The organism is Methylobacterium sp. GXS13 (genome assembly GCF_001455965.1).
Classification (GTDB): domain Bacteria; phylum Pseudomonadota; class Alphaproteobacteria; order Rhizobiales; family Beijerinckiaceae; genus Methylobacterium.
This window is the reverse complement of record NZ_LKKO01000085.1, coordinates 1-14036: the sequence shown is the minus strand read 5'-3', so window position 1 is coordinate 14036 and position 14036 is coordinate 1. Positions and strand designations below refer to the sequence as shown.

Annotated in this window: 11 protein-coding genes and 2 pseudogenes; 11 read left to right on the top strand and 2 right to left on the bottom strand. The window is 71.1% G+C overall.

Annotated elements, in window-relative coordinates; translation table 11 throughout:
* From AO398_RS25150 to AO398_RS25140, 3 genes and pseudogenes are all read left to right on the top strand, one after another.
* Nucleotides 1-614: pseudogene (locus AO398_RS25150) on the top strand (hypothetical protein); the annotation flags it as partial.
* The gene (locus AO398_RS25145) at nt 611-1093 is read left to right on the top strand and encodes a hypothetical protein (RefSeq protein ID WP_058194901.1); all 483 of its coding nucleotides are present in this window, start codon (nt 611-613) and stop codon (nt 1091-1093) included. The pseudogene AO398_RS25150 and the gene AO398_RS25145, both read left to right, overlap by 4 nt.
* Before the next feature lie 3 nt (nt 1094-1096).
* The gene (locus tag AO398_RS25140) at nt 1097-4645 is read left to right on the top strand and encodes a tubulin-like doman-containing protein (protein ID WP_058194900.1); all 3549 of its coding nucleotides are present in this window, start codon (nt 1097-1099) and stop codon (nt 4643-4645) included.
* Between the two features lie 88 nt (nt 4646-4733).
* Here AO398_RS25140 and AO398_RS25135 read toward each other — a convergent pair whose 3' ends face one another.
* Nucleotides 4734-5639, bottom strand: coding sequence for a hypothetical protein (locus AO398_RS25135; RefSeq protein WP_058194899.1), 906 nt, complete (start codon nt 5637-5639; stop codon nt 4734-4736).
* A gap of 212 nt (nt 5640-5851) precedes the next feature.
* On the opposite strand from AO398_RS25135, the gene rfbC reads away from it, so the two are divergent.
* From rfbC to rfbA, 4 genes are all read left to right on the top strand, one after another.
* Nucleotides 5852-6403, top strand: a complete 552-nt coding sequence (gene rfbC, locus AO398_RS25130) for a dTDP-4-dehydrorhamnose 3,5-epimerase (RefSeq protein WP_058194898.1) — start codon at nt 5852-5854, stop codon at nt 6401-6403.
* Between the two features lie 121 nt (nt 6404-6524).
* Nucleotides 6525-7574 carry a dTDP-glucose 4,6-dehydratase gene (gene rfbB, locus AO398_RS25125; protein ID WP_058194897.1) on the top strand — a complete coding sequence of 350 codons (1050 nt, stop codon included), beginning with the start codon at nt 6525-6527 and terminating at the stop codon, nt 7572-7574.
* Nucleotides 7574-8479, top strand: coding sequence for a dTDP-4-dehydrorhamnose reductase (gene rfbD, locus AO398_RS25120; protein WP_058194896.1), 906 nt, complete (start codon nt 7574-7576; stop codon nt 8477-8479). The genes rfbB and rfbD overlap by 1 nt, the downstream gene beginning before the upstream one ends.
* Nucleotides 8476-9366 carry a glucose-1-phosphate thymidylyltransferase RfbA gene (rfbA, locus tag AO398_RS25115; RefSeq protein WP_058194895.1) on the top strand — a complete coding sequence of 297 codons (891 nt, stop codon included), beginning with the start codon at nt 8476-8478 and terminating at the stop codon, nt 9364-9366. Before rfbD ends, rfbA begins: the two co-directional genes overlap by 4 nt.
* Before the next feature lie 55 nt (nt 9367-9421).
* Here the strand turns inward: rfbA and AO398_RS25110 are convergent, their stop codons facing one another.
* Nucleotides 9422-9688, bottom strand: coding sequence for a hypothetical protein (locus AO398_RS25110; protein WP_058194894.1), 267 nt, complete (start codon nt 9686-9688; stop codon nt 9422-9424).
* A 160-nt stretch (nt 9689-9848) separates the two neighbouring features.
* On the opposite strand from AO398_RS25110, the gene AO398_RS25105 reads away from it, so the two are divergent.
* The 4 genes and pseudogenes from AO398_RS25105 to AO398_RS25090 form a co-directional block, all read left to right on the top strand.
* Complete coding sequence (locus tag AO398_RS25105; RefSeq protein ID WP_058194893.1) at nt 9849-10946, top strand: OpgC domain-containing protein; 1098 nt, start codon at nt 9849-9851, stop codon at nt 10944-10946.
* 56 nt (nt 10947-11002) lie between these two features.
* Entirely contained in the window at nt 11003-11788 is a 786-nt protein-coding gene (locus AO398_RS25100) for a GDSL-type esterase/lipase family protein (RefSeq protein ID WP_244498885.1), read from the top strand.
* Between the two features lie 159 nt (nt 11789-11947).
* Nucleotides 11948-13303, top strand: coding sequence for a lipopolysaccharide biosynthesis protein (locus tag AO398_RS25095; RefSeq protein WP_201025835.1), 1356 nt, complete (start codon nt 11948-11950; stop codon nt 13301-13303).
* A pseudogene (locus AO398_RS25090) lies at nt 13300-14036 on the top strand (GNAT family N-acetyltransferase); the annotation flags it as partial. The gene AO398_RS25095 and the pseudogene AO398_RS25090, both read left to right, overlap by 4 nt.

Genomic DNA, 14036 nt, shown 5'->3' with positions numbered 1-14036 from the left:
CCGCGGTCTCGCCCGCCGAGATCGCCGACATGGCGGCGGCGGCCGAGAGCGGGCCGCTCTCCGTGGTGCTGACCCTGCCGCCGATCCGGCGCCCGAGCGGCCTTGCCGGATTGCTCTCCGACGGCCGCACGGTGGATGGAACGCTCACGCTGCGGCTGGCGGACTTGCGCCTCACACTCGATCCGGCCTTCCTGGAACGGGTGCGGCCGATCTTCGGCAGCGGATTGTTGTCCGGGGACCAGATGGGCGGGCCGTTTGGGGATGGGAGCGCCGTGGAGGGCCGGCTGCCCGGCCTGTTCCGGGACTATCGCGGTATCTCGGAAGCCTCGGTGAGCCTTCCGGTGCGGATCGAAGCGGCGTTCTCGCCCTGGCCGCTGATCGCCGCCGCCTCCGGCGTCCTGGCGCTGGCCGCCGCGGCCGGTCTCGGGGCCCTCGCGCTCGCCCGGGCACGGGTCCAGACCGTGATGCTCGGCACCGTTCCGAAGCGGGTCAGCCTGCGTCCCTACCGCACCCAGACCCTGCGGGCGCCCGACGGCAGCCGTTGGCAGGTGCGGGCGGGGCTTTGGGGGCCGGCCCGCGCCACCCGATTGCAGGAGCCCGGACCCGACGCATGATTTTTTTGTCGATCGATCGCGTCGGGCCTCCGGGGATCGTCCGCGTCCAGGCCCGGACCGGGCAGGATTTTACAATCCCCGCCCCGCAGACCCCGAGCCCGCAGGCGGAGCCGCTGCCGACGCCGCCCGCCCAATCCACCACTGGGGCGAACCCGTTCAGCACCCTCGAACGGGGGCCGACCACCACGGAATTCGCGCTGGGCGCCGCGGCCCTGGTGGTTCTGGCTTTGCTGTTCCTGTTCGTCCGCCAGGGCGTGCGCGCCCACCTGATCAACCGCCGGGCGACGCTCGACGCCGCCGACGGCGCCAGCTGGATGCTGTTCTCGGCGCTGATGCTCACCGCGGCGATCCTGGTGAGCGCCACGGTCGGCCGGCTGTGGCAGGCCTGGGCGGGGCTGGCGGCCGGCTTCGCCCTCTGCCTTGTGCTGTTCGGCGCTGCCCTGGTGCTGTTCCTGCGCGCACCCGACCGGAGGCGCTGAGATATGGCTGACGCCCGGCCCGCCGAGATCGAGACGCTCCTGAAAGTCCGCCCGACCGTGTTCGTGGCGCTGGGCGGCACCGGCATGGAGGTGCTGCTGCGCCTGCGCCGCCGCATCCTCCAGGCCGACTGGAACGGGACGCGGATCACTGCCCTGGACCAGTTCCCGGCCGCGTCCTTCCTGTATTTCGACACCGACACCCTGGAGGCCCACGAGGCCGGCCGGGCGGCGGCCACCGACGCGCTCTCCGCCAAGGTCGCGTTCCGCGAGGGCGAGACCCTGCAGAAGGCGGTCAATCTCGCCCGCTACCAGGCTGAGCGGCGCAGCTACCCGCATATCGATTCCTGGCTTCCCGCCCGAGATCTGTCGCGCATCGACGCCTCGAAGGGCGCCGGGCAGATTCGGGCCATCGCGCGGCTGCTGTTCTTCGACGAGGTCCGCAACTTCCAGGAGCGGCTCACGGCCAAGGCCGGCGCGGTGCTGGCCAACGTCTCGAACGAGGCGCAGCTGCGCGCGCTCGGCCTCGACACCGCCACGGATCTGCGCGTCGTCGTGGTCGCTTCGGTCGCCGGCGGCACTGGCTCCGGGGCGGTGATCGATGCCGGCTACGCGATCTCGTCGCTCGAGACGCCCAAGCGCCCCGACGCGGTCGACCTCTTCCTGGTCCTGCCCTCGGGCTATGTCGGCGCCAACAAGGACCGGGTCTTCGCCAACGGCGTCGCCACCCTGTCCGAGCTCGAATACGCCATGCGCGGCAATCCGGAGCCGCCCTATGTCGAGAGCTGGGGCGACCACGCGCGGGTCGCCCGCGGGGTCGAGCGGCCGTTCAGCGACGTCTACCTGTTCGACACCCAGAACCTCGCCGACCAGCGCACCGGCGCGATCGGCGACCTCTACGACATGATGGCCGACGTGCTGTTCGAGGATTTCGGCAATTCCGAATTTTCCGGCCGCAAGCGCTCGACGGGGGTCAACCAGACCCAGCACAAGATGCGCAAATGGGCGCCGCCGAGCCCGGACCGCGCCGGCCGGGCCGCCCTGTTCTCTCTGAACTACTCCGCGCTTGGCCAGGCCGTGCTCGCCACCCGCGGCAGCCTCGAATTCGAGGAGCACGCCGCCCGGGCGGGTCTCGGCATGGTCGAGGCGTTCTTCGGCGTCGCCCGGGGGCAGGGCGAGCGCCATGTCCCCACGGTCGAGGAGCGGGACCGCTTCGCCGCCGACCGGCTCGCCCTGCGCTTCTCCGCCTTCGAAGCCTTCCCGAAGGTGCTGCGGCCGGCGCCCCCCGGCATCTCTGAATACGACCTCGTCGGCACGTTGCTGCAGCGGGCGGACGGCTCGTCGATCCAGGAATCGGTGGCGCTCGGCGTCGAGGAGGCGGTGGACGCGATCAAGGCCGAGATCGCGAGCCCCCGGGACTGGGCGCCGAACCTGCGCAAGGAGGCCGAGCGCCTGCGCGACGACATCCTGGGCCGCACCGGCTCGGGCGCGGCCTACGGCCCCCGCGGCGCCGAGGTCCTAGACGTGCGCGCCAAGCTCGAGGCGGCCTGGCTCTCCGACCGGGACGGCGCGCTGCCGGCGGCCCTCTACCGCCTGCTCGACGACCAGGAGCGCGGCGGCCTCGACTACGCCCGGGCGCTGATCGAGGGGGTGAAGGACCTGATCGAGGCCGATGGCGGGGCGCTCGCCCGCCTCAATGCCGCCGCCGACACCTATGCGCGGCTCGCCGACGAGATGCTCGCCGAGCATTTTTCCGCCTCGCTCAGCCGGCTCGACCAGGTCCGCCCCGGCCTGATCTTCTCCCACCGGCGCGACGCCGAGCGCTACCTGGAGCAGGCCAGGGAGGATCTGCGCGGCTCCTGCGTCCTGCGCATCCGGTCGGTGGCCGCCCGCGAGGCGGCCGAGCTGCTGCGCCGGGTCTCGGCCAAGCTCGGCAGCCGGACCGGGCGCGACCCGGAGACCGGCGCCGCCCGCTACGACGGGCTGCTCGGCGCCCTGAACCAGGGCCACGAGGATGTCGGCCGGCTGATGCGCGAGCTGCGCCTCGACATCGCCGAGATCCGCAACGCCATCGAGCGCCCCTCGGGCGGTACCTTCCTGGTCCTGCCCTCGGGCGACCTGCCCGATAAGATCGCCGTCGCCCCCGCCGAGCAGCTCGCCTGGGCCCGCGAGGCGTTCCGGGCCTATGGCGGATCGCGCGCGATCTTCGCTCTCTTGCGCGAGGAAGACACCCGGGCCGATCTCCTCAACGCGGTGCGCGACATGGCCCGGCGCCAGCTCGGGCCGCACCGCGCCCGCATCCCCTCGGCGCTGGACGCCCTGCGCGAATTGCCCCCCGCCAAGCAGCGGGAGACGCTGGAACTGATGCTGCTGCGCTGCATGCCGTGGATCTACGCGCGGTTCGACGCCTTCAGCCCGGGCGGCGACCAGTTCAAGACGATCCTGGCGGTGGAGGGCTCGCGCGCCTTCCAGGCCGAGTTCGGCCCGATCCTGCGGGCGAGCCTGCCGCCGGTGCTGGGCGCCGGCGAGATCGGCTTCCTCGAATCGAGCCAGCGCGGCCGCATCGTCTGCTATTGCGAGCTGTCCGGCGTGCCGCTCGACGTGCTCGGCCCCCTGCGGCGCGACTGGCGCACCGCCTACGCGCAGGAGCTGGACCGGCTCGACGCGATCCCGCTCCACAACCACAAGGACTATCTGCGCTTCCCGGACCCGGTCGCGCCCTCGGCCGAAGAAGCCGACGCCCTGCGCGAGACCCTGTCGCTGTTCCTGCGCGCCGTCTGCCTCGGCCTGCTCCAGCGCGCGCCCGAGACCGGGCTGTGGCGCTTCGCCTTCGAGCCCGGTGACTGGCGCAGCGTCGGCTCGGAGCGGACGCTGCGGCGCAAGCTGTTCGACCGGGTCCAGCGCGAAGCGATCGCGGCTCAGCTCGCCGAGGCCGAAGCGGCCCTGTCGCCGGTCCAGAACCTCGCGATGGCGGCCCTGTTCGCCTGGACCGCCAAGCGCGCCTATGCGCCCCGGCGCGAGACGGTGAACTTCGATGCCGAGGCGAGACTCGGCGGCATCGGTAACGCGGTGGCCGACGCACTGAGCCGACGCTGGCGCCAGGGTGCCGTCGAGGCCGGCGGCCTGCCGGGCGATCCCGACCGGCTGTTCGACGCGCTCCTCGCCCGGATCGAGGCGTGGACCAAGCCGATCCCGGGCAGCCTCGCCGACGTGCCGGCCGAGGAGGCCAATCGCGACCCGTCCGACCCACCGGCCCTGCGGGCCGTGGACAAAAGGGTGATCGAGCCCGCTTCCTTCACCACCGACGCCCTGCTGCGCCGCCGCAACCCGGCCGCCCCCGCGCCGCCGCCACCGTCGCCGGGTGCTCTCTTCTACGTCTACCGGGACACGGTCGAAGGCCCGTTTTCGCTCGCCGAACTCGTGGCCCAGGCCCGGGCGGGCGCCCTGAGCGCGGCCACACAGATCCACCCGCAGGGCGGAACCTGGATCGCCGCGGGCGATCACCCGGCATTGGCCCCACTGCTGGCGCCGCCCCCGCCGCCGCCAGTTCGCTGAGGCTGCGCTCGGTGGACGATGGTGGCCGACGGTGTCTCGCCGGCCGCACCGTCATTGCGAGCGTAGCGAAGCAATGACGGCGGTGGCGCTAAATGCCCATCGCCAAAACCTGCGCTCGCGCCGCCCGGATCGCCGAGCGGGCGAAGCGGCTGTTCGTCAGCGCCGGATCGGGCTCGCCGCCGGCCAGCACGGTGTGCCGGAGCGCGGTCAGCGCCGGATCGCCCCAGGCGTCGAGGAGGCGCCCGAAGGCGGCGTGTCGGGCGGCGTTGAAACCGGCTCGGCGGCCTGAAGCGTCCTTGGCGGGATGGGCCGGATGCAGGGCCGCGCAGGGCACGAGGCCGGGCGGGATCGGCGCGGTCGCGGCATGGGTCCGGCCGAGCCGCAGGAGCTTCGGCAAGATGTGGGTGTGCGGTCCGGGGGCGCTGGCGCCGCCGTCGGGCGGGATCGGCGTAAAGACCTCGATCCGGCCGAAACGGGCGAGGAACACCCGGTGGGGGCTCGCCGCCACGAGCAGGGGCCCGACCGGATTGCCGGGGGCGAAGATCGGTCGGCCGGCGGCGGCCCGCAGGCGATCGATGAGGCCGGGATCGGCCACGCGCACGCAGGCATCGACCGCCCGGAGACCGAGGCCGAGATCGAACAGGATCGCGTCGCGATCCTGCGCCCGCGCCGCCGCCGCGTCGGGCCCGAGCTCGGCCAGCACCGTGCGTCGGCTCATGGCGCAGGCCGACGCGGGCAGGCACAGGGCGACCACCTGGCTCCAGCCGCCGGTGAACCCGGTCTCGTAGGCGAAGGGCACCAGGTCCGGTGTCACGGTGAGCGCGACCGCGCCGCGCTGGGTCGCCAGGCCGATCCCGCCATCCTCACGGAACGCCGTCGGTTCGGCCGGATCCCGGGAGAAGGCGGCCACCGCCCCGTAGGCGCCAAGGCTCCAGGCGCAGGCCGGGTCGGCGAGGTGGTCGCGCAGCAGGGACTCGACCGATCCACCCGTCATCGGTGCCCCATAACGCAAGACTAACCCTCGTAAAAACCGCCCGGGACACCGTCCCCGCAGGCAGCACGCCTTGACACGGCGGACGAATGACCGGAAGTCGCGGATCGATCATCGAGGTTGTTCTCGGCGCAACGGGCGTGACGCCCGGGACGACCGAGGCGGAAATGTCCGCTGGGCCGCCCGCCGGTATCCGCGGGGAAGGGCGCGCTGGCATGGACGTGATCGAAACCGAGATTCCGGACGTCAAGCGCATCAAGCCGAAGCGCTTCGGCGACAGCCGCGGCTGGTTCTCCGAGACGTTCCGAGCCGACACGATGGCCAAGGCCGGGATCACCACACCGTTCGTGCAGGACAATCAGTCGTTCTCGGCTCCGCAGGGCACGATCCGCGGCCTGCACTTTCAGATCGCCCCCCAGGCGCAAGCCAAGCTGATCCGCGTGCTCCAAGGCACAATTCTCGACGTGGCGGTGGATATCCGCAGCGGCTCGCCGACCTACGGCAAATACGTGGCCGTGACCCTCGACGCCGAGAACGGCGAGCAGCTCTACATCCCGCACGGCTTCGCCCACGGCTTCTGCACCCTGACCCCCGACGTTATGGTCGCCTACAAGGTCGACGCCTATTACAGCCCGGAGCACGACCGCGCGCTGGCCTGGGACGATGCCGAGATCGGAATCCCGTGGCCGGTCTCCGGCGCGGCCGCGATCCTGTCCGACAAGGATCGTCGCGCGCCGAAGCTCGCAGCGCTCGGCCAGGTGTTCTAAACAGCATTCTGAACCGGCGTTTCCGGCCGCCTAGCGGCGGGGCCGTATTTTCGTCACGCCGGGCGGGCTTTAGCTGCCGGCGGCTCATTTCCATACGCGATCGATCCGAGGGGGACCCACCATGCGCATTCTGGTGACCGGAGGCTGCGGCTTCATCGGCTCGGCGCTGGTGCTGCATCTCGTCAACGATCTCGGCCACGAGGTCTGCACCCTCGACGCGATGACCTACGCGGCCAACCCGATCTCGCTGGCACCGCTGGCCGACAACCCGCGCCACCGCCTGGTCGAAGCCGATATCTGCGACCGCGCCGCCGTGCAGGCCGCCATCGACGCCTTCAAGCCGCAGGCGGTGATGCATCTGGCCGCCGAGAGCCATGTCGACCGCTCGATCACCGATCCAGGCGCCTTCGTGCGCACCAACGTGATCGGCACCCAGACCATGCTGGACGGTGCCCGGGGCTATTACGAGGCCTTGCCGGAGGCGGAGAAGAAGACGTTCCGGTTCCTCCACGTCTCCACGGACGAGGTCTACGGCTCGCTGCCCCCGGAGGCGTTCTTCACCGAGGACAGCCGCTACGACCCGCGCTCGCCCTACTCGGCCTCGAAGGCGGCCTCCGACCACCTGGCGCGCGCCTGGCACGAGACCTACGGGCTGCCGGTTCTGGTGACCAACTGCTCGAACAATTACGGGCCGCGGCACTTCCCGGAGAAGCTGATTCCGCTGATGATCCTCAACGCCCTCGAGGGCAAGAAGCTGCCGGTCTACGGCGATGGCCTGAACGAGCGCGACTGGATTCATGTCGAAGACCACGCCAAGGGCCTGGTCGCCGTGCTGGAGCGCGGCCGCATCGGCAACACCTACCTCCTCGGCGGTAGGGCGGTGCGCAACAACCTCGCGGTGGTGAAAACGCTGTGCGCGGCCTTCGATCGGCTGCGGCCGGAGCACGGCCCCCACGAGCAGCTGATCAGCTTCGTCGCCGACCGGCCGGGCCATGACCGGCGCTACGCCATCGACTGCACCAAGGCCGAGACCGAGCTAGGCTGGAAGCCGCAGAAGACCTTCGAGCAGGCCCTGGAAGACACCGTGGCCTGGTATCTCGACAACGAGAGCTGGTGGCGCCCGATCCGCGAGGGCCGCTACACGGGCGAGCGCCTCGGGCTGACCGGCTGATGGATATCCTGGTCCTCGGCGGCGCCGGCCAGGTCGGCACCGAGCTGCAGGCCCTGGCCTGGCCAGCCGGCGTATCGGTGCACGCGCCAAGCCGCGCCGAGCTCGACATCACCGATGCGGGCGCCGTCGCCCGGACGTTGGACGCACGCGATTACGGCGCAGTGATCAACACCGCCGCCTACACCGCGGTCGACAAGGCCGAGGCCGACGTGGTCGAGGCTTGGCGCCTCAATGCCCTAGCCCCGGCGATCCTGGCAGCGGCGACCGCGCATAAGAAAATCCCGCTCGTGCACGTGTCGACCGACTACGTCTTCGCCGGCACCAAGGCCGACGGCGCCTACGCCCCGGACGAGCCGATCGACCCGCAGAGCGTCTACGGCGCCAGCAAGGCCGCGGGCGAACTCGCCGTGCGCAGTGCCAACCCGCGCCACGCGATCGTGCGCACCGCCTGGGTGGTGAGCCCGCACCGGGGCAACTTCGTCAAGACGATGCTGCGGCTCGCCGGTGAGCGTGACGCCCTGACGGTGGTCAACGACCAGCACGGCTGCCCGACCTCCGCCTCCGACCTCGCCGCCGCCCTGGCGGTGATCGCCCGGCGCTTGGCTCAGGATGCGGCCGCGCCCACCGGGACGTTCCACTGCGTCAATGCCGGCGCCACCACCTGGGCCGGCTTCGCCGAGGCGATCGTGTCGGGCTCCGCCCGGCGCGGCGGCCGGTCGATCCCGGTCACCGGCATCCCGACCTCGTCCTACCCGACCCCGGCCCGGCGGCCGGCCAATTCGCGCTTGTCCACGGACAGCCTGACGGCAGCCTACGGCATCGCGCCCAGGCCCTGGCAGGCGGCGCTCGACGACATCCTGGACCGGCTCGTCGGGCCGGTCACAGACGGAGTTTCCAAGCCATGAAGGGCATCGTTCTGGCCGGCGGATCCGGCACGCGGCTGCATCCGGCCACGTTGTCGATCAACAAGCAGCTGCTGCCGGTCTACGACAAGCCGATGATCTACTACCCGATCTCGGTGCTGATGCTGGCCGGCATCCGCGAGATCCTGATCATCTCCTCGCCGGAGCACCTCGACAATTACAAGCGCCTGTTTGGCACCGGCGAGCAGTTCGGCCTGCAATTCAGCTACGCGCTGCAGCCGCGGCCGGAGGGCCTCGCCCAGGCCTTCGTGATCGGGCGCGACTTCGTCGGGACCGACGACGTGGCGCTGATCCTCGGCGACAACCTGTTCTTCGGCGCCGGCATGCGGGAGCTGTTGAACCAGGCGCGGTCGCGCAAGGACGGCGCGACGGTGTTCGCCTACCATGTCGACAACCCGCAGGCCTACGGCGTGGTCAATCTCGACAAGACCGGGCGCCCGACCAAGATCGTCGAGAAGCCGCAGAACCCGGAATCGACCTGGGCGGTGACCGGCCTGTACTTCTACGACAACCAGGTGCTCGACATCGCCGCCGCCGTGAAACCCTCTGCCCGGGGCGAGCTGGAGATCACCAGCGTCAACGAGGCCTATCTCGCGCGCGGCCAACTCTACGTGGAGCGGATGTCGCGCGGCTATGCCTGGCTCGACACCGGGACGCATGACAGCCTGCTGGAAGCCAGCGAGTTCGTCCGCACGCTCCAGAACCGCCAGGGTCTCCAGGTGGCCTGCCTGGAGGAGATCGCCTTCCTCCAGGACTTCATCACCCGTGACCAGCTGATCGCCCGCGGCGAGATGTTCGCCAAGACCGCTTACGGCCAGAACCTGCTCCGCCTCGCCCGCGAGAGCGAGGATGAACTCGCGTTGCGCTGATGCGCGGCCGAGACCGCCGGGACCGGCGGTCCCGGATGTCCTGAACGGCGAACGCCTACTTCGGGCTGCACCCGATGCAGATGCCCTGGGAGATCTTGTCGTCCTGAATCTGCTGCTGGGTGCGGTCCCGGCGATCGTTCGGGGTCGCTGCGCCGGCGCCGGAGGCCGGCGGCATGGTCTGGCCCACCGACGAGGTGTGCGGCGCCGTGATGGTCGAGGTCGGCCCCCCGCCGGTGCCAGTCTGAGCCTGCGCCGATGCGGCCGTCGTGGCGAGCATCGGAAGCAGGGCCGAGAGGCCGAGGATCGTGATCGTGCGGGTCATCTGTCCGGATCTCCTTGATTCGATCTAACGCGAGCGTGACCGCCCGGTTCGTGCGTCCGCACGAACTCTCCCTTTGTTCGCCTTTGCAGAGCCGGCCCGGGGCCGTATCACGGGCCGCTCACCCCCGATCCAGTGTCGAAACCCCGGAGCCGCCGCGACGATGCGGGACCCCAACGCGATCGACTTCTGGCGCGGCTTCGCCCTGGTGACGATTTTCATCAACCACATCCCGGGCAACACCTTCGAGCGCTACACCTTCTCGCAATACGGCATCTCGGACGCCGCCGAGCTGTTCGTGTTCCTGGCGGGCTGGTCGATCGGCATCGCCACCCGCGGGCGCGACGGGAAGCCGGAGCCGGCCGGCAAGAGTGTGGTCCGGCTGCTCGCCCGGACCGTCGAGGTCTACCGCGCGCAGCTCACGATCATGCTGCTGGCGCTGGCGCTCATCGCCGGCTCGGCGCTGCTGCTCGACAACCCGCTGATCCTCGAATGGCACAATGCCGGCGGCTTCTTCGCAGACCCGATCCAGTCGGTCTGCGGCATGGCGCTGATGACCTACCAGCTCGGGTTCTTCAACATCCTGCCGCTCTACGTGCTGCTGATCGGCATCGCGCCGGTCTTCGTGCTGGTTGGCCGCCTCAGCCTGATCGCGGCCCTGGCGCTGTCGGCCGGTATCTACCTGGCGAGCCTCGTCTTCGAGTGGAACGTCCCATCCTGGCCCGGGGAGGGGGATTGGTTCTTCGATCCGTTCTGCTGGCAGGTATTGCTGGTCCTGGGCTTCGTGCTCCAGGGCTGGACCCTGCGCTCCGACACGCTGCGCCGCTGGGCGCGACGGCTGGTTCCAGCCGGCTTCGCCATCGTCACTGTGGGCGTCGTGCTGGCCGTGACCGGGATCCGGCCGGATCCGCTGATGGTGCCCGAGCCCCGATTGCTGTTCACATTCGAGAAAACCTACCTGACACCGGCGCGGCTTCTTCATTTCCTGGGGGTATTGCTCGCCTTCGCGCCGCTCTACGCAATTCTGGCTCCCCGAATCGGGGTCGTCGGGCGCTATCTGAGTCAGCTGGGTCGTAATTCCCTGGCGGTCTTCTCCATGGGGTCGATCCTGAGCCTGATCGGGCAGCTCGTGCGTTTCCAGACCGGCGGCGGCGTGCTGGTCGATATGCTGGTCGCCGGAAGCGGCCTGGTCGGTCTGGGGTTTACCGCATGGTTCGTCGAATGGCGCACCCGCAGCAAGTCGTCCCGGCCCCGGCCGTGAAGCGCGCACGCGCCTCGGGGCCCCGCTGGGCGCTAGCCGCCCTGGTCCTGGCTTTCATGACGCCGGCCGCGGCTGCAGAGCAGCCGGCGGATCCGGGCTCGGGCGACCAGCCCGGCCTGTCGCAGGAATGCCGGGTCCCCGGCGCGCAGCTCTACACCATGGCCAAGCTGGGCGCGGTCCGGACCGCGCTCAGCGAGAACCGCGCCCTCAAGATCCTGGCGATCGGCGGCAGCGCCGCGCCGGGGGCCTCGGCCTCGTATCCGGCCAAGCTCGAAGCCGCCCTGGAACGGGCCCTGCCGAAGATCGACGTGACCATCGATCATCGCGGTCTGCCGGGGGAGATCGCCTCGGGGGCGTCCGAGCGCCTGCGCACCATGGTGGCGGAGGCCGAGCCCGATCTCGTGGTCTGGCAGGTCGGCACCCACGACGCCATCGCCCGGGTCGATGCCGACGCTTTTGCGAGCGAGCTCAGCGAGGCCGTGGCCTGGATCCGCTCCCACGGGATCGATGTGGTGCTCGTCGATCCGATCTATACCGCCAGCATGGCCGCCGACGTCGATTACAACCGGATCGTCGATGCGGTCCGTACCGTGGCGGCCCAGCAGCAGGTGCCGCTGGTGCGCCGCTACGAGGCCCTGCACTACCTGTCGAGCCGCAGCGACAAGGGCGAGGGGCACATGCTCGGCCGCCAGTTCCGGCTCAACGATCTCGGCCTGCGCTGCATGGCCGAGCACGTGGCGCTGACCATCGCCACCTCGTTGATGCGGACCGAGCCCGCCCCGGACCCGAAGCTCGCGCCGGCTGCACCGCCCTTAACCGAGCCGCAACGCGCCCCGGGCTAAACCGTCAAAACCCGAGACCGTTCTCTTGCGGTCACTGACGTATCGCCCCGGATATCGGATCTCGGACGACGCTTCGGCGGGTTTGACGGGTCATCATCTGTTTCCGAGCCGGCGACCGCCGTTCGGGATGATGCTCCAGCGCCTGGCATGGAGCGCGTGGTGTCAGCGACAGCCCTCCCGGCCCTCAGCAAGCTTGCCGCCGCCGGCCAGCGGCTCCACACCCTGCGCGATGGCCCGGCTCGGGCCGCGCTCGCGGTCTTCGCGATCCGGGTCGGTTCGGCCGGCTTCGCCTATGCCGCCCAGGTGCTCGCCGCCCGGCTGATGGGCTGGGACGCCTACGGGGTGTTCGCCGCCGTGTGGGTCTGGACCGCCATGCTCGGCCACACGCTGACGCTCGGTCTGTCGCAGGGCGCCTGCCGGTTCGTGCCCACCGATCAGGCGCGGGGCGATCTCGATCTGGCCCGCGGCTATCTCCGGGCCGGCGCCCTCGTCACCGGCGGGGCGGCTTTCAGCATGGCCGGCCTCGGCGCGGCCCTGCTGTGGCTGGAGCCCGGCCTGTTCGCGCCGGCCTATCGGGCGCCGATCGCGGTCGCGCTCGGGGTGATGCCGCTCTTCGCGCTGCAGGATTATCTCGAAGGCGTCGCGCGCAGCCAGAACTGGGTCGGGCTCGCCATCGCGCCGCCCTACCTGCTGCGCCAGAGCCTGATGATGGCCTGCATGGTCGGGGCCGTGCTGCTCGGGGCGCCGCCCCGGGCCGAAGTCGCGATGGCCTGCATGCTGATCGCCGCCGCCATCGCCACGGCCCTGCAGGCCGGCCTGCTCCTGGCGCGGCTGCGGACGGACCTGCCGCCGGGGCCGCAGCGCTACCAGTGGCGGACCTGGCTCGGCACCAGCCTGCCGATCGCCGGGATCGATCTGGCCAATGCCGGCTTCACCTTCGTCGACGTCATCGTGCTCGGCGCCCTGGTGAGCCCGGCCGAACTCGGCCTGTATTTCGCCGCGACCCGGATCCAGCAATTCGTCGTGTTCGTGCATTTCGCCGCCAGCGCGGCGACGCTCCAGCGCTACAGCGCCGCCCATGCCCGGGCCGACCGCCCCCTCCTCGCCGACCTCGTGCGCCGCCAGGGCCGGCTGACCGCAGCCGCCACCGCTCTCGTCGGCGTCGGGATCGTAGGCGCAAGCCCCCTGCTGCTGGCGATGTTCGGCCCCGGCCTCGGCTCCAGCGTGCCGATCCTGGCGGTGCTGTACGCCGGCAGCGTCGCCGCCAGCCTGTTCGGGCCCGGTGAGGATCTCCTGACCATGCTCGGCGGCGAGCGCCTCTGCGCAGGCATCACCGCCGCCATGCTGATCGCTGCCGCGCTCCTGTGCCTGCTGCTGATCCCGCCCTTCGGCCCCCTGGGTGCCGCCTTCGCGGTCACGCTGGCGACGATCGCGCGCGCCGCCCTGCTCGCCCGTGCTGCCGGCCGCCTGCACGGGCTGCCGACCCCGATCTGGTCCGCAGGAGCGATCCGATGAGCCTTTTCGCTCCCGCCGCGCGCCGAGAATTCCCGGACCTGTCGGTCTCCGTCGGCCCCGCGCCGGATCCGGCGGCCTGGGATGCCCTGTTCGCCTGCGCCGCCGGTCCGCATCCACATTACACGCACCACGCGATCACGGCGCATCGGGAAGCGGGGCTGCTGCCGCAGGACTTGCGCTTCGTCACGATCCGCCGCGGCAGCGATCTCGTCGCGCTCCTGCCCGTCACGCTGCGCCGCGATCTCACCGGCCTCGGCGGACGGGTGGCGCGGCCGTTCCTCTCGCCACTTGTGACCGCCACCGCGCCCCTGGTGATCGACGGGTCGGGGCGCGAAGCGGCGGTGGACGCCCTGGTGACCGGTCTGGAAGAATGCGGCCGGGCCTGGCGCTGGCCGCTCCTACCGACGGAAGGCGGCGCCGTCCCGGACATGCTGGCCGCGATGCAGGCGCGCGGCTGGGCGATCGGCGTCGTCGCGGCGTTCGAACGTCCGGTGATGGCGCGCCAGGCCGATCACGACGCGTTCCTTGCCGGACACCCGAACCGGTCTCGATTCAAGGATCTGCGCCGTCGCGCCCGCCGGCTCGCGGAGATCGGTACCGTCGCCCATGCCAGCGCCACGGGCGGTCGGGAACTGGCGGGGCTGGTGGCGGATTTCCTCAGCCTCGAGCAGAAGGGTTGGAAGGGTCAGGTCGCCACCGCCATGGCCTGCCGGGCGGACACGGCCGCGCTGGC

Bases quoted from the DNA above. Each gene is read 5' to 3' on its own strand.
- AO398_RS25140 (WP_058194900.1), top strand. From the start codon at position 1,097: ATGGCTGACGCCCGGCCCGCCGAGATCGAGACGCTCCTGAAAGTCCGC.
- AO398_RS25135 (WP_058194899.1), bottom strand. From the start codon at position 5,639: ATGACGGGTGGATCGGTCGAGTCCCTGCTGCGCGACCACCTCGCCGAC.
- rfbD (WP_058194896.1), top strand. From the start codon at position 7,574: ATGGATATCCTGGTCCTCGGCGGCGCCGGCCAGGTCGGCACCGAGCTG.
- rfbC (WP_058194898.1), top strand. From the start codon at position 5,852: ATGGACGTGATCGAAACCGAGATTCCGGACGTCAAGCGCATCAAGCCG.
- AO398_RS25105 (WP_058194893.1), top strand. From the start codon at position 9,849: ATGCGGGACCCCAACGCGATCGACTTCTGGCGCGGCTTCGCCCTGGTG.
- AO398_RS25100 (WP_244498885.1), top strand. From the start codon at position 11,003: ATGACGCCGGCCGCGGCTGCAGAGCAGCCGGCGGATCCGGGCTCGGGC.
- AO398_RS25110 (WP_058194894.1), bottom strand. From the start codon at position 9,688: ATGACCCGCACGATCACGATCCTCGGCCTCTCGGCCCTGCTTCCGATG.
- rfbA (WP_058194895.1), top strand. From the start codon at position 8,476: ATGAAGGGCATCGTTCTGGCCGGCGGATCCGGCACGCGGCTGCATCCG.
- AO398_RS25145 (WP_058194901.1), top strand. From the start codon at position 611: ATGATTTTTTTGTCGATCGATCGCGTCGGGCCTCCGGGGATCGTCCGC.
- rfbB (WP_058194897.1), top strand. From the start codon at position 6,525: ATGCGCATTCTGGTGACCGGAGGCTGCGGCTTCATCGGCTCGGCGCTG.